Origin of the sequence: Pseudoalteromonas sp. PAR1, assembly GCF_947311895.1 — a bacterium.
In the GTDB taxonomy this organism is placed as follows: domain Bacteria; phylum Pseudomonadota; class Gammaproteobacteria; order Enterobacterales; family Alteromonadaceae; genus Pseudoalteromonas; species Pseudoalteromonas lipolytica_C.
In genome coordinates this window covers 101322-119821 of record NZ_CAMZMY010000007.1, presented here as the reverse complement: position 1 = coordinate 119821, position 18500 = coordinate 101322, and the positions used below count along the sequence as shown (strand labels likewise).

Genomic DNA, 18500 nt, shown 5'->3' with positions numbered 1-18500 from the left:
GAGAAATAATTAAAGGAACAATTAGAATGAAAATAACAAATATTGCTTTGGCATTAAGCCTAGCGCTTGCCATGAATGGCCATGCTATTGCAGCTAAAAAAGAAGAAAAAAAGCCAGAAACACTTGCCGAAATGATCAAAGATAAAAGTGAATATGCTGGTATCTTTACTCTCTACCAAGATGACAAGACCGGTAATAACCTAATGGTTATAGACCAATCTCAGCTTGATACACCCTTTGTATACTTTGCCCACACAGTTGACGGTGTTACAGATGCGGGTCATTTCAGAGGGGCATACCGTGAAACAAAATTAATTGAATTTCGTAAATATTTTGACCGTATTGATATTGTAAGTAAAACTCCTCGCTACAAATTTGACGAAAACTCAGCGCTTGCTCGCGCTGCCGATGCCAACATAAGCGAAGCTGTACTTGCTAGTATTAAAATTGAAAAAGAAGAAAACGGCAAAATAGCATTTAACGTTGATAAGCTTTTTTTAAGTGAAGCACTGCATAAGGTATCACCTTGGGTAAATCCAAAAGATAAAGATGCTAGCAAACGCTTTAAACTTGGAAAATTAGACGACAAAAAATCACGCATCACCACGCAACGCCCTTACCCAAATAATCTCGATGTTGTTGTTGATTACGTGTTTACTAATGCCGAGCCAAAAGTACGTGGCTCAAGTGCAGTAAGCGATCCACGTAATGTATCAATTAAAGTACAACACTCATTTGTCGCACTGCCAAGCAACAACTATCAACCACGTTTAGATGATGCACGAATTGGTTATTTCACCAATCAATTCGATAATATGACATCTGCAGACTGGGCACCGTATGAAGATGTAATCAAGCGCTGGGACCTAGAGAAAAAAGACCCATCAGCCGCACTTTCTGAACCAGTTAAACCAATTACTTGGTGGATTGAAAATACTACGCCAGTTGAGTGGCGAGATACTATTCGTGATGCAGTATTAGCTTGGAACAGCTCATTTGAAAAAGCAGGCTTTAAAAATGCTATCGAAGTAAAAATACAACCTGATGACGCTGATTGGGATGCTGGCGATATTAACTACAATGTATTGCGCTGGACTGCATCACCACGCCCTCCATTTGGCGGTTATGGCCCTGCTCTTGCGAACCCATTAACCGGTGAGATCTTAGGCTCTGACATCATGTTAGAGTATGTTTTCATGAAAAACCGCTGGATGTACGACACCTTATACACGCAAGGTGCAGCAACACTTCAAAGCAGCCCAAGCACCTCAGAACTGCATTGTTCACTGGGTCACAGTATTCAAGAAAACATGATACTTGCTAAAGGCTTAGGCACAGGTGCAAGCATTGAAGACAAAGAAATTTTACGCCAAGGCTTAACTCAACTGGTGTTACACGAAGTAGGTCATACCCTTGGCCTTAACCACAATATGAAATCGTCAATTTTGTGGGATGAAAAAGAAGTTCACGATAAAAGTAAAACCCAAGGTATCGTAACTGGCTCGGTGATGGATTATGCACCAGCAAACATTGCCCCTATTGGCATGCAGCAAGGTGATATATTCCAAACAAAACCTGGCCCTTATGACGACTGGGCGATTGAATACGGCTATAGCCCAGCTTTAGCTGATAAAGATGCCGAACAACAGCGCCTTGAAAAAATTCTCGCTCGTTCATCTGAGCACGCTTTAGCTTTTGGTAATGATGCTGATGACATGCGTGCTCCAGGGCGTCATATCGACCCTCGTGTGATGATTGGCGATATGTCATCTAACCCTGCCGCTTATGCTGATGATCGTATGGAGCTTATCAATAAGCTGTTTACTGAGCTTAAAGACAAAGCCACTGTTGATGGTGAGTCATACCAACAACTTGTTACCTCAGCCAACATTTTATTTAGAAGCTACCGCACACAAGCTGGCGTAGTATCTCGTCAAATTGGTGGTGTTTATGTAGAGCGAAATGTGGTGGGCGATGACAAAAATGGCGCACCATTTACGCCAGTGCCACTTGAGCGTCAGCAACATGCAATGCAAATTTTAGCTGACAAAGTGTTCTCACCAAATGTGCTTTCAAGCATGCAGCCAATTTATAACTACCTGCTACAACAACGTCGTGGTTTTAACCATTATGGTAAAAACGAAGACCCTAAACCACATGGCATGATTTTAGGCATGCAAAAGCTGGTACTTGCTCAGTTATTACACCCGGCTGTCATGCTGCGTATTTCAGATAGCGCTATGTATGGCAACGAGTATTCACTTAACCAATTTATGAATGACTTAACAGCAAGCATTTTTGTAGACAGCAAAAAAGCAAATACCTTAAGTCACAATCTACAAGTTGAATATGTGAATCAGCTAATCGCGATTGCTGGTTTAGGTAAAGCGAGTAAGCACGACAACCTAGCCAAAGCAGCTGCGCTTTATCAGTTAAATCAAATTGCTGATATGAGCGTGCCATGGGGTGCAGACACCGCAGCTAAAGCGCATAAGCAATATATCGATCGCTTAATTAGTAAAGCCCTCGAAGCATAAGCAAAGCAACACAAAAAAGGCTGCCAATTGGCAGCCTTTTGTTTTTAAAGTTAACGTCTATCAATACACGACGAGGGTAATATGTCTTTTGGCACAGTCGTTTTATTCTCACCAACCGCTTGCATGCCCGTTACAGGTTTATCAAAACCACAAAGCCAAGCGATAGGGCTTGTTGGGCTTCCGACAACAACGGCAGGGCGAAAACTTAACACTGTATTTTGCAAAGGCATCGATACTTTATTACCCAAACTAATATGAATCGCTCCGTCTTCAACAGTGATCCCCGTAACCCGATTACCAATTAAAAACTTACTTGCAGGGACACCTGCTTGCTCATTGTTTTTTGGAAAGCGGCCGTGCTCCAAATAAAAGGTTGTAACGTCTTCTCGAATAGTTGACGCCATAGCTAAGGGATCCGCTAGTTCACTGCGCTGAATATATTGACTGTATTGTGGTAATGCAACAGAAGCTAAAATGCCGATGATGGCGACTACAACCATTAACTCAATCAGCGTAAATCCTTTATTTTTCATACTATCTCTCCCATTAAGAATAGAGGCTCATATGCTCCCATTAAGAAATGGGCAATTAATATCACCAATAAAATACTAAATGCAGTAATGAGTCTGTTGATATGCGCTGTGATTTCATCGCGTAGGCCTTCAAGTTTATTGGCGACGAGGAGCTCTAGCTCTTCGGCAATATCCAAGCCATTACTTTGACATGTTTTTAAATGAGATAACTCACGATTATCGTTCTGTAGTGTTCCATACAATGGAAACTCAATTAACGCGACTAAAGCGTCATAATTGTGCCTAATTTGTTTGGGGATTATTAGCCCTAATTGGGCTGATGAAGCACTCAGTAAAGTCAGATTTGCAAACTGTCGAAGCGCATTTACAGTCAATATAATAACCATCAAGAACAAGCCGAGCGCAATACTTGCTACCAGCCAGAACCTAGCTAAATTAGCCATGTGCTCTGTAACTTGCACATCAAATTGGCTAAACACATTTGAGAACGAAGGAATAACAAATTGCTGGTAAATAAAGTTAACAAGGATGAAAACGGAGAAAAGTACACCCAGATAAAGCAACTTGGTTTTATAGTCGAAAGAGTGCTCTTTTAGTGTTGATGATAACGCTGCATAACTTAACGCTAACCTTCGCTGCTGCTCACCTTCAGCTTCTTTAAGGTTTTTTGCAAGCTTAGTGGCTAATGGACTATTCTTTTGTCCATCATTATAAATTTCTAAGTGTTGCGGGGCGCTAAGCGCTTCTTGCTGTGCTTTATTTAGGCCACTCATTGGCGATAATAATCGACATAAATAGCCTAATTGATTCCAATTCATATCTTATCCTTTCGATAGCGATAAGATACTGTGCCATAAAGCAACAAGTTAATAAACGGAATATTACTTAGACATTTAAGCCATTGCAGGGCGCGATTTATAATACTGAATACACCCTAGTTGTGCAGCATTAGTCAGTAATATCATTACAAAGGTCAGTATGTGAGACACGCTCGGTGTCGCCATAGCAAGCTCGGCAGCGAGGCCGCAGCTTCCAGCAACAAATTGCAGGCTAAAGTAGCGGGCGCTTAAATTACTAATATCACCGCTTTTAATGGTTTTATAAGTCTGCGGCATAACACGAATAGAGCTCATGACTAACCCCACATAGGTTAACCAATTGAGTACTGTTGCAGTTTCAAGAGATGGGCTAAGTAATAAAGAAAAAGGGATCATCGACAGCAATAGCAATCCAACCAATTGTAACCGCTGCGCACGAGCTGCGTTATAGCGAGCAAAGTAGTAAAGGATCAGTGCGCTTAGCGTACCAGTAACAATAAATGGTAGTGCCATATAAAAGCGCTGAAAGAACAGATTATAAGTAATGAAATACACGCTTTGCGCAACACCAAAGCTCATCATTAATAACGAAACGCCCGACACACTGCGATTTTTACGGATTTTATTTAAAAGCGGATAAAAGCTAAACGCCAAAATAAAGCATGAAATAACCGGCAAAAAATGCGCCAAAATAGACCTCTCTCGTTACAATTTAGTTAATAAGTTAGCAATTTATAAATTAACCATAAAAACAAAGTAAACCATTGTTTTTTATGCATTTTAAAAGAGCGCGGCATTGTAATGAGAGAACGCTAGAATGCAATAAAGAATAAAAAACAAACAACCGCTTGCTGGCAAGATATCCATACAGGGTGTTTACAATCAATGACACTTTTTAAGCAGCTTGAATAGTTATGGCAATATGGGTACATTGAACAAAGAGTGCTCAGCAGGAGAAAGCAATGAAATCAGTTATATATGCATTAGTGTTAAGTGCTTTTTTGATTGGCTGTAAAAGCACTAAACAACAACTTGCTGCGCCGCCTAGTGTCGCAAGCTTGATGGCCGCAGAGAAATTTCAACAAGTAGAATTACCTGATCCCGCGTTATTTACTTTACCTGCTGATGAACAAAAACGTTTCCTTGATTATTTCACGCAGCGCCAAGGTGGCTACTTAAGAGACGATGAAATTCTTTATCACTACCTAGAAAATAAACTCACTAACTTTAACTATTATAGTGCCACCCTTAGTGCGCAAGAGGCATTACGTAGGCAGCAAGGTAATTGTATTAGTCTCGCCATTTTAACCCAAGCTTATGCTCAGCTTGCTGGGCTTAAAACAGGCTTTCAGGCGGTGTCGAGTGAACCGGTTTACAGTAAACAAAGCAACATAGTGTATGTATCGGGCCATTTTCGAACAAAAGTTTACGCACCACTAAATGAGGACGAGCATTACTTAGTAAAACCAGGCACTGTCATCGATTACTTTCCAGCGCGTGGTAGCTTTTACTCAGGCCGTGCCGATTTAAAAGACTTAATTAGCCGTTATTATAGTAACCTAGCAAGCGAGGCCTTGGCTAAAAAGCAATTCAATTTAAGTTACAGCTACATTTTAAAAGCTAACGAATACACACCACATGCACCCTCACTTTATAATTTAGCCGCAGTTTTACATCGCCAATCGGGTGATTTAGCGGGCGCAAAGCGAATTTACCAAACAGCTATACACTATGACCTTGATGATACTAATTTACTGCACAACTACGCAGTACTCGCCAAGCAACTTAATGATCCTGAACTAGTTGAGCAAATCAACTCACAACTGGCTTTGCTTGAGCAAGATCCGTTTGAATTGCTAGCAACCGCGATTAACGCTCGCAACAATGGTAAATATTACAAAGCAAAGCAACAGATTGAAAATGCTATTGCGTTAGCCCCGTACTTATCTGAACCCTATATTGAATTAGCAATTATTAGTTATCAGCAAGGCAATAAACAACGCAGTAAAGAGTGGCTAGAAAAAGCCATAGAGATAGAAAATAAAGACGAAAAACTGGCGCTTTATCACACCAAGCTTTTCGCTTTATCTGAAAAACACTAAGTTATAACGAGTAATAAAAACTTAGCCATGCTCGTAAATCATTTTCAAAGTCGTCGCCTTCTACTCGGGCGACGCCAAAGTCAATATTTACATCATTCAAGCCCGCAGGCCCCATACCAAAACTAAAATCTCCCTGCCATTTGAGCCCGTAACTTTGCGCATAGACTCGGTTATCAACCTGATGCTGTTGGTAGTAAAGCCAAGGCAGTGAATCTTTGTAACTTATGCCCCCGCCATAACCTTTATAGCGCTCACCTAGCTGGCTAATAAACGGCAGTTCTGGAGCAACAATAAAGCCACTTTGCGTTTCTTGATTAATTAAATTTGACTCATAACCACCTAAAGCAAGTGCGCTGTCATCGCGATATTGCTGAGCGAAATTAACATAAACAGGAATATCAAAGGCATAACCGCTTAATACGGTGGCAAAGTTATAGCCCTGCCAATTGTTTGAGTCAGTATCACCGGACAACCACTGGGCACTCACAGACTGAGCAAAACCATAACGCTGCCTATCATGTTGCCATTTTTGTTCAAGTCCAACTGTTAACCATTGATCATCCCCTTCACTAAAATCACTGTAGTTATAGCTGAGGCTCGGTGTGATACTAAGTTGTTGAAACTGCATTGGGTAACTCATGGCAAAATGTGCCCCAGTGTTACTTAAGTCCAGCGACGTTTGAGAATGGTATTGCCTTACTGTTTCAAGGTCGTAATCAAATAACAACGCTTTAAATTTTAAATCAAATTTCGAGTACTTAACCGCCGCGAATACCCCTTCCAATGCTTTATCATGTAAATCAGCACTATAGCCTGCTTGTAAATCAAGCTGCTTTAAAAAGTCACTACTTTTAACCCCAAGGGTAAGAAGTGAAGATGAAGCTGAATAATATTGAGATGCCAGCGAAAAAGTCGGCTTTTGCTGCCATACATCATAATTGGCTGGCTCAGTTGGGCTTTGCGGGTAAATCTTCGCCTCAGGTAATACTTCGCTCGTTACATCTCCTCGCGGCGGAGCTGCGCTTTTAGCAAACTCAACAACCTCTAATCCGTGTGGTTGCTCAGCAAAATGCTTAATGTTAGGCCCTTCAGCAGTGATCGATAAATACAAAAGTTCACCATTGTTCATTGCCATTGGGTGTGCGACAGCTTCTTGTCCTTGTGTTAATTGGCTTAGTGAATTACTTTGAAGATCATAATGATACAAATCGAGAGCTTTATTTTTACCCGCTACAAAATAAAGTCCTTTGCCATCAGCTTGCCAGTTGGGCTGTGATACATACTGATAGCCTTCAGGCATAGGCACGGCATGAGACTGCTGACCATCCAAATCTTGTATATACAACTGCCAATTAGCATTCAATGTCGCTTTTAAATAAGCAAGCTGAGTTTTATTAGGGCTTAATAATGGATAGTCATAAACCGTTTCTAGGCTTTTCTCAAATAAAGGTGTTGCGACACCCGTATTGAGATCAAACCGCACCAGCTCCGAGAAGCCATGCTTAGCTTGCTCAGCGTAAACAGTTTGTCCGTTATCACTAATTGTAAAACGGCGCAGCCCTGCATGATGCGTCAATGCACTGACCTCTCCGGTCTCGATATCATAACGGTATAAGTCAGAAATACCCTGAATTGCGCCTTTAGCAACGGTTGTGGTGGCGGTGAAGAACAGTGTATTTTCGTCTAACCACTGTGGGTTTTTTATGCCCTGTCTATTAATTTGATGAAGCACATGTTTTTGTTTACGTTTAAAAACACGCGGTGCTTTATCAGCAATATCAGCAGGGTCATCATCGAGTAGCGCTTGCTGTTCTTTCGCAAAGTCATCTGCTGCCTGTTGATTATCATCAGTGCTGTAAATAACTAAACGCGTTTCGTCATCTTTGTTTCGCTCAACAATAGCAAGTTTACTGTTATCTAAACTTAAAACAGGGTTCGAGGCGTATAAATCAAGTTCTAACCAAAGCTTACTTGTAAGTGCTTGCTCACTTACTTCTTTAGCCATAGCTTTGTAGGTATATTCGGCAATAAAACGACGATAGAGTCGCTCTGGTGAGTCGCCAAATACGCCGCTAAAGGCCTCATCAAAATCACGCGATTTAACCGCTTGCATGCGCGTCCAAACTGCATCAAGAGTTTGCGCTGAATAGTTCTCTTCAAGCCATGCAAGAAAGCGAGACCCCATTAAATACGCCATAGAACCAGCTAAAAAGCCCCCTTCGGTGCTGCTTAGCTGGCTATACCGAGGCAGCGCACCTTGCTGTGCAAATTCAACCAGTATTGCCTCTGAAAGGTTATCGTATAAACGCCCGCGACCAGTCATTTTCGACTCAAGTAAGGTTGCATACCCTTCGGCGGCCCAGCGCGGCATTTCACCATCAACTAAATCGTAAATATCCCAACTATTGCGAATAGCTTGGCGTAAATCGCTTCGTGTAGGCTGAGCAAGGTGCACTAAATGAATATATTCGTGCAAAATCAATAGTTGCTGCCAACCATCAGTATTAGAAATCACGGTGTCAGATTGCGGTGGTGTAGTAAACAAGGCCATTAAAGGCTTGTTTGTCACCGGTAGAGCAAAGCCATTCGAGGCGTTGAATGGGTCGAAAACCAACACATCGACGACTTCATCAAGGGCACGGTTTTGCTGTTTTAATACCTTATCGCGGACAATTTCAAGTTCGGTTGCCGCGGAGCGGGCCCATTGCTGGTTCTGCGTACTAAAATGTACGTTAAAGTGTTCGGTATGAATAGTTTGCCAAGTCTCTTGACTTGAAGCGTGGCCAGCGGCAAGTAGCGCCAACGTTAATAGGGCTTTTTTCATCACAATCCTTGATTAGCAAGTTGCTTAGTTCAAGGATTAGTATGCGTACATTTTTTAAGTGATTGTAGTAAAAAAATGTAAGAAATTAATCTATTTTAATTGGCCTAACTAAACCGAGCAGTTGATAGATTATAAAAATAGTCGCAGCAAACATTAAACTACTTCTTAGCGCACCTAAGCCAGCCAGCATCATGGTCATTGTTAACAACAAAGCGATGCCTGTCACAGCAAAGCTAACACACAACCCGGTGCACTCTTTTTTAGAGTGAACAAAGTACAATAAAGCGACAACACCGAAGATAGCTAGAGTAGGTAAAAAATAAATCATTATGAGCCCAGTTACTTAACACTGCGCTATCATACCTAAAATCAACACAAAAATAAAGTTATTGAGAATTATTTTCATTTAAAACCAACTCCGCTCAACGCCTTCTATTTCATATAGGGCGAAATCAGCAAACTGCTCAGCCAGCTCTGCTTTTAAGTAAGGCATTGATACAGAACCAGAAGCTAGTTGTATATACAAGGTTTTCAACTGCGATCTTCGCATTAAGTAAGTGCTTGTTGTTGTAACACTTTGCGCTTTGTAAATTTCAAAAACACGATATTGAATACCTAACATGCCTGTTTTAAATACAGCAAAGAAACGGCCATCATGTTCATACATCGCCATACCTGTTTTTTGATAACTTAAAAACACACCAATCATCAACAACAGAGCCACTAAAATGCTCCAAAGCATCATAGTAGCATTAAATAAAGTATTGAAAATTAAAGCAGAAACTATAGTTGGCAGTAGCACGTATAAAAGTGTGTTTTTATAAAGTAAAGCTCGCTCTGGCTTTATAAAGTGAAGCTCTGTTAAATCAACAAACCAAGGAAATAACCAACGACACACAGTTTGCACTTGCTCTTTAGTTAAGACTGGCATCACAAAAGTTTGTTTATTTTTATGTGCCGCGACCCCAGCGGCTATACCGCCACTACTTACTTGTGGGCAAATCAAGGTAAAGCGATTCAGCAAACGCGCAATAATATTCTGTTTGATTTGCACACTTTGAATTTTCAAAACACTAATCGATAGTTGCTGACGCTCAAATAAACCTGCCACACGCTTAAACTTATCGTCCTGAAAATAAAGCTTAAAATTAAAAAATCGCACTAAAGCCATCACTACAGACAGTAAAATGGCACATAAAACAATTGCAATAACCATGATTAACACTGCTATTGCAGCGGCGCTGCCAACAAAAGCAGCTTGCTCATTAAGCATGGCCTCAAGGCGGTTTATGATATTTTTTTCGAGGTACTCAAGAATCACATTCATAAATGGAGCCAGTGCGGCTAAGGCCAAAATCGCCATGTTCGACATCAAACCAAATTTAGCAATTTCAGCATTGCTAATCGTTAAGGTGTGCGACTTGTCAACGGCTTCGCTTTGCTCAATAGGCGGCTGTTCTTGTTGTTCTAACTGAGCCTTAAACGCCATCACTTGTTCGCGTACATGCTCGGCATAGCTAAGCTTTACTCCCGGGATCACAGCTTCTTGAGCGCTACTTCCGGCAGCATCAAATATACAATTAACTAAATTAACCGGCTGAAAATAAAAAGGTTCGGCAATATTTACGTTTTGCACTCGAGCAAATTTTAGGGTTAATCGCTCTTTCTTGAATACCCCTTTATTGAGCAGTATTTCGTTACCATCCGTTATGCGATATTTAAAATTACGATAATAAGCAAAGGCATATAGCATTAAAAATACTGAAGCGACTGAAGCGGCTACCTGCCCCCAAAACATTTTTTGCTCTACTTGAGTGACAAATAGCACCAAAATTGGCAATAAGTTCAAAAGGCCATCTTTGATAAAGCGCAGTGCAAAATGAACAATAAAGTACAGTATTGCCCATGGCGAGACACGTTGCCATTGCTGATCATTCATCGGCAAACTCATTATCTTGAGCTGATGTGATATCACCATAACCCTGCACAAACTGGCGAACATCATTGCATTGTTCGTCAGTTAACCCGCTAATATGCAGATCAGCACTCATGCCACCCGCACTGTAAAGCCTGAGTGTTGCTAAGCCTAGTTTTCGCTCAATTGGGCCGCGATGAATTTCGGTGTGCTGCACGCGAGAAATAGGCAATAGGGTAACTTGTTGCCAAATTAAACCTCGTTTAAATGCAATATCATGTTCGCGTACAGCCACGCCTTTGGCGCGCACACTAAAATAGTTATAGCTCAGGGAGATTACGACAAGGACAGGTAAAATAGCTAACCAAGGTGCTGCAACAGCCTCGGTCAAACCTTGATTTAAGTGCCTAACCACAATAATTGTGAGCATCAATGGGATGTAAAATAATAGCCAATTTATTTGTACTTGCCAGATAGCATTTTCTGCAAGTGGCTGAAATTGAATCGTTTGATGCTTTGGAAGGGTTTCTATTTGTTGATTACTAAACACGGTAATTCCTTGTAAAGGCCAGCGGTGCCGGCCTTACGTGCTAACACTGAGTTTTTATATGTTATAAATTATACCCAGCGTAGTTTTGTTGCAAGTGTATGGCTTGCACCGGGTGCAAGCTCTACTGCATCGTCAAGTACATTAGCGGCTTCTAGGCACAACATCACGTGATATTCGTCATCAGCAAAATTTGATAACCGTTTTGATTTCTCGATCCATGGATTCCACAGTACACACGATGTTGAATTTTCGCGGCCTACTTCAATAATGCCATCTGGCGTGATGATACGCTGCGTATCTTTCGCTTCGGTGTAAACCATGTCTGTTTCACGTGCAAACGATACGAGTTCATTTTGCTCAAATGGCCCTTCTGCAAATTCGATGTATTTCGCACCTTGCAGACCATCTACTTTTGTTTCTTCGATTGCAGGCGTTGGGAAATATGTGTGTAGTGCTTGAGTAAACTTTACGGTTTGGTTATCTAAGTTTGTGGTTGTTAAACGCAGCTCTAAACTAGAGGTTAAAATAAACTCGGCTAATAGCTTAGTTTTATAAGGCCAATACTTTTCATCAATTTGCGTCATAGGCAATGACAAGCTGATATAAATAGAATCGTCTTGTTCTTTTACTTCTTCAGCACGCCATAAACTTGTGCGAGCAACACCATGCGCAGGCCAGCCTTCATGTTGGCTTACACCAAACCATGGCCAACAAATCGGAATACCACCTCGCACACCTTTACCTTCTTGGTAATCTTCTAATTCAGAGACCCATAATAGTGGCTTTTTATCGGTTGGCGTGAACTCAGTAATTTGTGCACCTTGTAAAAAAATCGTCGCTGTACAAAACTCGCTTGCAACCTTAATAAACTCAAGTCCGCTTTCACTTTGCTCAATCGTAACTGATGGCGATAACTTCATAACTCGTCCCATTTGATGAAAGAAAAACCAACCTTACCCAATGCAACCGTCATTAGTAAATAATATTTAGTTATTTACATAAATTGTTTTACTACAAAAAGGTAAGTCACTTTATAAGTGCATGTTAAGTACTAAGAACATTTACTAAAGTTAATTGACTAAATTTAAATTTTTATTCTTACTCTAAACAAATAATCCACCTCAAAACCAGCGATATTAAACAGTATTTATAGCTTAGATAGCCATTATTTATTTGAACTCAATTTGTTAGACATGTAATATTTCGCGATTGCGGCTGTGAGCGTCGCCAATTTAAGAGACAGAAACATGCAAAAGTATGACGAGCTATTAGTGTCGTTACGTAAGGTGATTAGAGCTATCGACCTACACTCTAAACAACTCAATAAAACATCAGGGTTGACCGGCCCACAACTACTCATTATGAACGAAGTTGCACAAACCGATGGCATTACGGCAAGTCGCATTGCCCAGAATGTGAACTTAAGCCCTGCAACCGTGACAAATATTTTAGACCGCATTGAGAGCCGAGAGCTCATTACGCGCGTGCGCAGTCAACTTGATAAACGTCGTGTCAGTTTGTATTTAACCGAGCGCGGAAAACAGCTGCTTAATCAGGCTCCGCAGCCCTTACAAGAACACTTCATAGAGAAATTCACCGCCCTTGAAGAGTGGGAGCAAAGCTTACTACTTTCATCTATGCAACGAGTCGCTGCTATGATGGATGCTGATCAGCTCGATGCTTCACCACTTCTAGAAGTTGGCGCAATCACAAAGACGTTTGAACCATAAAGAAAATTTAAACTAGTTGATTAATATTAATTTTATGTGGCTAGTCTTGGGTTCATCACAAATATCATCTATGCTTTATAGTACCGATTCCAATACTAGCGATTATTCATGCTTAAACTTTCAAAGTTAGCCCTTGCTATTGCTTTGGGCACTACTTCTAGTCTTAGTCAGGCATCTGAAATCGATGACCTTCAAAAACAGTTACAGCTTCTTCAGCAACAAATGCAACAACTTCAGCAAAAGCTAGATGCAGCAGAAGAAAAGTCAAAACAGCAAGCTGAAAAGCAAGAGCAAATTGATGCACAAGTAGCAAAGCAACAAAAGCAACTTGAGCAGCAAACAGCTGCTGTAGCAACACCTGAGAAAAAATCAGGTATTAAAGTGGGTGGCGCTGTACGTACCAACTTTAGTCATACATCTTACAATGACGGTAATAAAAATCGTGGTGGCGACTTCGACTTTGATATTTTCAGGCTTAATTTTGCAGGTGATGTTGGTGATGTGCAGCTAAACGCTGAGATCCGTTTTTTCGATTACATGACCGCTGTTAAGTATGCCTACGCAGCCTATGACTTTGCCGAAGATTGGCAGGTGCAGGCAGGTATTACCAAAGTCCCTTTTGGTAACTGGCCGTATAATTCACATAACTACTTTTTTGGTACCACTTACTATGTTGGTTTAGAAGATGACCACGACTTAGGTGTACTATTTAAACGTAAACTGGCCGATAACTGGCAAATTGATCTTGGCTTTTTCAAAAATGATGAGTTAGGTGGCGTTGACGGTTATGTAAGCGACAGAAGTGACCGCTACTCTTACGATGTAGTTGGTTTTCGCTCAGCCGAAGAAGGTGTATACGCTGAACCAGGCAATGCTATTGGTGAATACAACACTTTCTCTGGCCGATATGGCTATCACTTTGAACATGACGGTGGCACAACAGAGCTTGGTGTCTCAGCTCTTTCTGGCGGACTACATGATGGTGAAGATAAAGCCGGCGATTACTATGCCTGGGCTGTGCACTTAAACAGCACAATTGGTCCATGGAATTTCCAACTACAGCATGGTGAGTATAACTACGATATTGATAACGTAAACCGCATGGCCGTGGGTGCTTATGCCTTTTACGATAGTATCGCCGCAGAAGCGACCATGACCAATGCCAATATCGCTTATAGCCTTCCAGTAGAATGGGGTCCGGTAACGAACCTGCAGTTTTATAATGACTACGGCATTATTTACGACAAGTCAGACAACAGCGAAGATACATGGATGAACGTAACCGGTGTATCTGTCGCTGCAGGTGGTTTATTCACTTACTTTGATTTTGTACAAGCGAAAAACCAACCATTTGTTGGTGGTTCAATTGCTGGCGACAGCGACGAGACTGAAACCCGCTTCAATATCAATATTGGTTATTATTTCTAACACCAATACGCATAAGCAAGGAGCTAGTCTCCTTGCTTTATCTTTACTCGAAAACACACAACAATTCTACGCTACTTTTAGCGCTCTGTAGTTACTAGCAAACTTCTTACCTCACGACCCAAGTGCTGACAGTTCTATTCATGCAGGTCCGATCTGTACCTCTAGCAAAAACATTTTCTAGCTATACAAATGAAAATCATTATTATATAGCGCCATTCTGAGCTAAATTTATTGATAAAAGCTGTATAGTAGCTATATCAAATTAGCTCTTAGAAATTATGGGTATAGACCCTATGACAACATCAACTACCCCGTGCATTTACTTTGAAGACGTTGCAGAGGAACATATTCATGTCAATACTCGAGCTACTTTCTCGAGCTGAAAAGCTAAAACAAGCGATAAACACCATCACGGATGATATTGACCATCATCTATTAGCACTAGCGCCTAGTGCTGATTTAGATAACTATAAAAAGTTTTTAACCTTACAGTATGCCTTTCAATCAGAATTAAAAGGTCTATACGAACATGCTGGTTTACATCAGTATATAGATAACTTGCATGATCGTACGCGATTATCTTTAATCGAGCAGGATTTAAACGATTTAAAACACCCGTTACCAAATCATAAATATCAACCCTGTCGCTTTCAAAATGCCGACTTTGCCTATGTACTTGGTTGGCTGTATGTAGTTGAAGGGTCGCAATTTTCTGCAACTACATTAGGTAAACAAGTTGAAGCTGAGCTAAAGTTAAATAATCAACGTGGTGCGCGCTACCTTGCTAAAGCCAGTAAGTACTCTAAAGGCTGTCAACTAAGTCACCTTATTGATAACCTTGAGCTCAGTGAACAGCAACAGGCCACCTTGATAGAAGGTGCAGAGCAAGCACTGCAACGATTTAAGTTTTATCAGGTCCAATTTTATTGATGAATGTGAGAGCGGCGTTTACCGCCTATAAAAATGGCTGCTATCAATTACTCGGGTTATTGATGGTGGGTTTAGGTATCATAGGTATTGCATTACCTGTGATGCCTACAACTATCTTTTTTATACTAGCATTGGCGTGCTTTACCCGCTCATCACCTAAGCTCTCTGCCTGGCTGCTAAACCACCCTAGATACGGCCAGCCTTTAAGGTTTTGGCAAGAATATAAGGTCGTTCCTACTCGCGCTAAGTTCTTAGCAGGTTTGGGCATGGCTATCGGGTATGTTTTTTTACTACAAAGTGCCGCGCCAATTTGGGTTATGTATTTGGTGGCGGTGATTGAATTAAGCGTTTTAGCCTATTTAATTAACCGCCCATCAGCGCCAAATAAACCAACCCTAATTCAAACTAAACTGACCACACACACCCGCTTAATGTTGCTTGCTTGTTTTCTTAGCTCGCAACTTGCGGTAATGGCTTATCTTGCTATTCATTTCTAACGCAAAGAAATGTAAAGAACGTAAACTTGCTTGTTATCACTAATGCAAATCATTATCATATACGTATAACAAACAAATACACCTAATTATGTTTTCTTTAAATAAACGCAGCTTTTATAGTGTAAGCCGCGCCTTACATATATACCTTTCAACTGCCCTATTCTTTTTACTTATTTTATTTTGTGTCAGCGGCATTATTCTGAATCACGTTAGTTGGCTCGAAAATGATAAACATAATGGTCAGAACCAACTACTTGTTTCTGCGGAGTTATTCGAAAAAGCACAAGCTAATCTCGACACGTTACCGAGCCTATACCCTGATATAGAACAGTACATGCAGCAGCAATTTTCACTCAGTAATGTAAAAAGTATTGAGTGGGAAAAAGAAGATGCTTTGGTGATGCTCGACTACCCGCTGCCAGCAGGCTTTGCTTACGCCGAAATCGATTTTCAAACGGGCGAACTTAATATTGATTATCAAACCGGTGGCTTTATGAGCCTGATTGGCGACCTACACAAAGGCCGCCATACAGGTAAAGCATGGAGCTGGGTCATTGATATCTCGGCTGTTTTGATGATTCTGTTTGCCATCACCGGATTAATTATTCTCTTTCAAAACCGTAAAAAACGGGCCGCAGGCCTTTGGTTAACGCTTGTTGGTGTTGCCACGCCTTTGGTCATTTATCTAGTTTGGGTGCCTCAACTTAAAGGAGTATCTTAATGAAACAAGCCCACTTAATCGCCGCTCTGTTGATCAGCTGTTTATTCAGCCCACTGAGCTTTGCAAAAGACGCCAACCTAACCGTTGAGTTCACCTTACCAGAGCTAGATGTTTCCCCATATCATCGCTCTTACGTGGCGCTATGGCTAGAAACACCTGAACGTAAACACGTTACCACTATTGCACTTTGGGTCGAAAAAGCTGAATGGTTTAAAGACTTACGTCAATGGTGGCGAAAAGCCGGCCGTAGCAACGACAACTTCGATGGTGTGACGGGTGCAACAAAACGCCCTGGTACTTATACCATTGAGTGGCAAGGAAAAGATTTAAAAGGTAATCCAGTTAAACCTGGTAGCTACCTGCTTAATGTCGAGGTTGTTCGTGAAGAAGGTGGCCGAGATTACACCCGCGTTGAAATCGACTTAACGAAAGACGGCAAAGTCACAATTAAAGGCGAAAAAGAGTTCGCTACTAGCTTTGTTACCATTACCAGTAATTAAGGACAAACAATGAAATTAAAATTATTAAAAACAGCGCTGATTGGCGCAGTGACCTTCACAGCAATCGCGTCTGGCTATGCACAAGCACATGCCCGTTGGTTAATGCCATCTCACACTTCTTTATCAGGTGAGAAAACTCACTATGTGATGATCGATGCCAGTATTTCAAATGAGTTGTTTAGCCCAGATAAAGCATACCGCCCGAAAGAAAAAGGCGCAGAGTACGACGACAACCTATTAATTGCCCTTGCTCCAGATGGTAAACCGGTTGAAGAAACAATTCGCGCATACTACTTAAAACGCAAAAATTCAGCGGCAGTGACTTTATCTCAAGACGGTACTTACCATATTGCTATGCAGCAAAAACCAATGCTGATGACTTTCTATAAAGACAAAGACGGTAATCGCGGTCGTGTGTTTGCAGGTAAAAAAGAAGCAGACCTACCGGCAGGTGCAACCGACGTACGCACTGTAAAATCAATCGCAACGGTTGATACTTTTGTAAGCCGAAATGGCACTTCTAAGCCAACATTGCTTGGTCAGGGCTTAGAAATTTCAGGCCCAACTCACCCGAACGATCTGTTTGCAGGTGAAGAGGCTAAGTTCCAATTATTAATGGATGGCAAACCAGCTGCTGACGTTGAGCTTGCTATTGTTCGTGGTAGTGCTCGCTACCGTAATGAGCGTGACGAAGTTAAAGTAACAACCGATAAAAAAGGCTTCTTTACGGTGACTTTCGCTCATGCCGACATGTATCTGATTGAAGCATCTGTTGATCAAAAGCCAACAGAGGCAGATATCGATAACGTACGCTACTCATTATTCACAACGCTTGAAGTGGCGCCTGAATAATACGCTTAATTAGGCCTAAACGCGGCCTAATTCGACTTTCGAGGAAGACTGTAGTCAACAGTGTGATCGCAGCTACCGTCTTTCTCGCAATCATTAATCCCATCACCATCGACATCCCAGCTTGGGTGCATGCCTTTTAGTGCACTTTTTATTACCGTGATATCGGCTGTAAAGTTACTTTGCTCATCACGACGCGCGGCATTGCGCATCAAAAACACCCGAATCACATAATCGCCATTATCAGGAATTTTAACCTCGGCATGATCTCCTTTTGCCGGGCCAACAAACAAAGCGGTTGGATTACCTTTTGGTAAAATATTAAAGTAGTTACTCGAGTTTGAAGGAGCCAAATCAACCATTAAGGTATTGCCTTTATTAAGGTTTATTTGATATTCCAGCATCTCATAACCTTTAATTGTGTCTTTAACTTGCCAGCTTTGCTGCACCGCAATATCTGAAGCTAATAACTCATAATGACGGCTATTTGGTAAATTTTGATTAGCAAACACCAAGCTGCTTACAGCCACCGAAAAACTAAACCCTATTAATAACAACAACTTCAT

General features: G+C 41.2%; 17 protein-coding genes and 1 pseudogene. 9 read left to right on the top strand and 9 right to left on the bottom strand.

Features of this window, described 5'->3' with window-relative positions:
* Positions 1 to 26: 26 nt before the first annotated feature.
* Complete coding sequence (locus QL229_RS07910; RefSeq protein ID WP_281546730.1) at positions 27 to 2537, top strand: zinc-dependent metalloprotease; 2511 nt, start codon at positions 27 to 29, stop codon at positions 2535 to 2537.
* Between the two features lie 50 nt (positions 2538 to 2587).
* On the opposite strand, the gene QL229_RS07905 is transcribed toward QL229_RS07910, so the two are convergent.
* The 3 genes from QL229_RS07905 to QL229_RS07895 all read right to left on the bottom strand — a co-directional run bounded on the left by QL229_RS07905 (position 2588) and on the right by QL229_RS07895 (position 4578).
* On the bottom strand, positions 2588 to 3070 hold the full coding sequence (locus QL229_RS07905; protein WP_175082627.1) for a pilin: 483 nt from the start codon (positions 3068 to 3070) through the stop codon (positions 2588 to 2590).
* Positions 3067 to 3888, bottom strand: coding sequence for a hypothetical protein (locus QL229_RS07900; RefSeq protein WP_281546729.1), 822 nt, complete (start codon positions 3886 to 3888; stop codon positions 3067 to 3069). The genes QL229_RS07905 and QL229_RS07900 overlap by 4 nt, the downstream gene beginning before the upstream one ends.
* 75 nt (positions 3889 to 3963) lie before the next feature.
* On the bottom strand, positions 3964 to 4578 hold the full coding sequence (locus QL229_RS07895; RefSeq protein ID WP_135923013.1) for a PQ-loop domain-containing transporter: 615 nt from the start codon (positions 4576 to 4578) through the stop codon (positions 3964 to 3966).
* Positions 4579 to 4850: 272 nt separating this feature from the next.
* Here QL229_RS07895 and QL229_RS07890 point away from each other — a divergent pair, with 272 nt between their 5' ends.
* Positions 4851 to 5990: a tetratricopeptide repeat protein gene (locus QL229_RS07890; RefSeq protein WP_281546728.1), complete on the top strand. Its 1140-nt coding sequence runs from the start codon at positions 4851 to 4853 to the stop codon at positions 5988 to 5990.
* Between the two features lies 1 nt (position 5991).
* Here QL229_RS07890 and QL229_RS07885 read toward each other — a convergent pair whose 3' ends face one another.
* The 5 genes from QL229_RS07885 to QL229_RS07865 form a co-directional block, all read right to left on the bottom strand.
* Positions 5992 to 8814 (bottom strand): hypothetical protein, encoded by a 2823-nt coding sequence (locus QL229_RS07885; protein WP_281546727.1) that lies wholly within the window; start codon positions 8812 to 8814, stop codon positions 5992 to 5994.
* Positions 8815 to 8899: 85 nt separating this feature from the next.
* Complete coding sequence (locus QL229_RS07880) at positions 8900 to 9142, bottom strand: hypothetical protein (RefSeq protein WP_135923016.1); 243 nt, start codon at positions 9140 to 9142, stop codon at positions 8900 to 8902.
* A gap of 78 nt (positions 9143 to 9220) precedes the next feature.
* Positions 9221 to 10753 carry a PH domain-containing protein gene (locus QL229_RS07875; protein WP_281546726.1) on the bottom strand — a complete coding sequence of 511 codons (1533 nt, stop codon included), beginning with the start codon at positions 10751 to 10753 and terminating at the stop codon, positions 9221 to 9223.
* The gene (locus QL229_RS07870; RefSeq protein WP_135923018.1) at positions 10746 to 11279 is read right to left on the bottom strand and encodes a PH domain-containing protein; all 534 of its coding nucleotides are present in this window, start codon (positions 11277 to 11279) and stop codon (positions 10746 to 10748) included. Before QL229_RS07870 ends, QL229_RS07875 begins: the two co-directional genes overlap by 8 nt.
* A gap of 68 nt (positions 11280 to 11347) precedes the next feature.
* Positions 11348 to 12199: a D-hexose-6-phosphate mutarotase gene (locus QL229_RS07865; RefSeq protein ID WP_281546725.1), complete on the bottom strand. Its 852-nt coding sequence runs from the start codon at positions 12197 to 12199 to the stop codon at positions 11348 to 11350.
* Between the two features lie 327 nt (positions 12200 to 12526).
* Here QL229_RS07865 and QL229_RS07860 point away from each other — a divergent pair, with 327 nt between their 5' ends.
* From QL229_RS07860 to QL229_RS07830, 7 genes and pseudogenes are all read left to right on the top strand, one after another.
* Positions 12527 to 13009, top strand: a complete 483-nt coding sequence (locus tag QL229_RS07860) for a MarR family transcriptional regulator (protein ID WP_135923020.1) — start codon at positions 12527 to 12529, stop codon at positions 13007 to 13009.
* Positions 13010 to 13117: 108 nt separating this feature from the next.
* On the top strand, positions 13118 to 14437 hold the full coding sequence (locus QL229_RS07855) for a porin (RefSeq protein WP_135923021.1): 1320 nt from the start codon (positions 13118 to 13120) through the stop codon (positions 14435 to 14437).
* Positions 14438 to 14788: 351 nt separating this feature from the next.
* Complete coding sequence (locus QL229_RS07850) at positions 14789 to 15367, top strand: biliverdin-producing heme oxygenase (protein ID WP_281546724.1); 579 nt, start codon at positions 14789 to 14791, stop codon at positions 15365 to 15367.
* A pseudogene (locus QL229_RS07845) lies at positions 15367 to 15756 on the top strand (YbaN family protein); the annotation flags it as partial. The gene QL229_RS07850 and the pseudogene QL229_RS07845, both read left to right, overlap by 1 nt.
* 196 nt (positions 15757 to 15952) lie before the next feature.
* Entirely contained in the window at positions 15953 to 16585 is a 633-nt protein-coding gene (locus QL229_RS07840; protein ID WP_199527192.1) for a PepSY-associated TM helix domain-containing protein, read from the top strand.
* Complete coding sequence (locus tag QL229_RS07835; protein ID WP_253039023.1) at positions 16585 to 17085, top strand: DUF2271 domain-containing protein; 501 nt, start codon at positions 16585 to 16587, stop codon at positions 17083 to 17085. Before QL229_RS07840 ends, QL229_RS07835 begins: the two co-directional genes overlap by 1 nt.
* A 9-nt stretch (positions 17086 to 17094) precedes the next feature.
* Positions 17095 to 17937, top strand: coding sequence for a DUF4198 domain-containing protein (locus tag QL229_RS07830; RefSeq protein ID WP_253039022.1), 843 nt, complete (start codon positions 17095 to 17097; stop codon positions 17935 to 17937).
* 26 nt (positions 17938 to 17963) lie between these two features.
* Here QL229_RS07830 and QL229_RS07825 read toward each other — a convergent pair whose 3' ends face one another.
* Complete coding sequence (locus QL229_RS07825; protein WP_199527189.1) at positions 17964 to 18500, bottom strand: hypothetical protein; 537 nt, start codon at positions 18498 to 18500, stop codon at positions 17964 to 17966.

Excerpts from the sequence above, each read along its gene's own strand:
- QL229_RS07835 (WP_253039023.1), top strand. The coding sequence starts at position 16,585 with ATGAAACAAGCCCACTTAATCGCCGCTCTGTTGATCAGCTGTTTATTC.
- QL229_RS07880 (WP_135923016.1), bottom strand. The coding sequence starts at position 9,142 with ATGATTTATTTTTTACCTACTCTAGCTATCTTCGGTGTTGTCGCTTTA.
- QL229_RS07910 (WP_281546730.1), top strand. The coding sequence starts at position 27 with ATGAAAATAACAAATATTGCTTTGGCATTAAGCCTAGCGCTTGCCATG.
- QL229_RS07890 (WP_281546728.1), top strand. The coding sequence starts at position 4,851 with ATGAAATCAGTTATATATGCATTAGTGTTAAGTGCTTTTTTGATTGGC.
- QL229_RS07905 (WP_175082627.1), bottom strand. The coding sequence starts at position 3,070 with ATGAAAAATAAAGGATTTACGCTGATTGAGTTAATGGTTGTAGTCGCC.
- QL229_RS07860 (WP_135923020.1), top strand. The coding sequence starts at position 12,527 with ATGCAAAAGTATGACGAGCTATTAGTGTCGTTACGTAAGGTGATTAGA.
- QL229_RS07875 (WP_281546726.1), bottom strand. The coding sequence starts at position 10,753 with ATGAATGATCAGCAATGGCAACGTGTCTCGCCATGGGCAATACTGTAC.
- QL229_RS07825 (WP_199527189.1), bottom strand. The coding sequence starts at position 18,500 with ATGAAGTTGTTGTTATTAATAGGGTTTAGTTTTTCGGTGGCTGTAAGC.
- QL229_RS07840 (WP_199527192.1), top strand. The coding sequence starts at position 15,953 with ATGTTTTCTTTAAATAAACGCAGCTTTTATAGTGTAAGCCGCGCCTTA.
- QL229_RS07865 (WP_281546725.1), bottom strand. The coding sequence starts at position 12,199 with ATGAAGTTATCGCCATCAGTTACGATTGAGCAAAGTGAAAGCGGACTT.
- QL229_RS07900 (WP_281546729.1), bottom strand. The coding sequence starts at position 3,888 with ATGAATTGGAATCAATTAGGCTATTTATGTCGATTATTATCGCCAATG.
- QL229_RS07830 (WP_253039022.1), top strand. The coding sequence starts at position 17,095 with ATGAAATTAAAATTATTAAAAACAGCGCTGATTGGCGCAGTGACCTTC.
- QL229_RS07855 (WP_135923021.1), top strand. The coding sequence starts at position 13,118 with ATGCTTAAACTTTCAAAGTTAGCCCTTGCTATTGCTTTGGGCACTACT.
- QL229_RS07885 (WP_281546727.1), bottom strand. The coding sequence starts at position 8,814 with ATGAAAAAAGCCCTATTAACGTTGGCGCTACTTGCCGCTGGCCACGCT.
- QL229_RS07850 (WP_281546724.1), top strand. The coding sequence starts at position 14,789 with ATGTCAATACTCGAGCTACTTTCTCGAGCTGAAAAGCTAAAACAAGCG.